This window comes from Vibrio sp. 2033, assembly GCF_033339735.1.
Genome location: NZ_JAWOVC010000897.1, coordinates 1 through 508 on the forward strand (window position 1 = coordinate 1; position 508 = coordinate 508).

1 protein-coding gene is annotated in these 508 nt (G+C 45.1%); it reads right to left on the reverse strand.

Annotated features, from left to right (window positions below; genetic code table 11):
• Window positions 1–254: 254 nt before the first annotated feature.
• Window positions 255–508 (reverse strand): M24 family metallopeptidase C-terminal domain-containing protein (locus R7P74_RS29695; RefSeq protein ID WP_318124338.1); only part of this gene is annotated, 254 nt, incomplete at its 5' end.

Genomic DNA, 508 nt, shown 5'->3' on the forward strand with positions numbered 1-508 from the left:
TTTGAAAATGCCGCGATTGTTGTAGATTTTGACACGGAAGCTTGCCGAGAGTAACGCGCATTTTGACACAAATAAACGCCCTGTCATATTGGCAGGGCGTTTTTGTGTCTGGTCATCGGCGGAGCGTATTTAGTGTTTTCTGTGACGACTAATGAGCGTTAATCATTGGCATTTATTTGTGCAAAGCAAAGCTTTCAGTAACAAGAAGAGGTGCGCACATAGGCGGATAAAAAAGCCAACCCGAAGGCTGGCAATCAAACAGGGAGTTTGAAATGAAAATGAAATCGGGAGATTGGGCAGTTTGACCAAAGCTCTACAAACTGAGTTGCTCGCTGAAGCCAAGCTTTGTCGTGCTCATCAAGAGAGGGGCTGAGTGCTTGGTAGACGCGAGAATGGTATTGATTTAGCCAGTTAATTTCATCATGGCTTAGCAAAGAGACATCAAGCGTGTTCGTGGCGATTGGTGCCAGCGTAATGGTCTCGAAGCCATAAAAAATACCGAACTCAT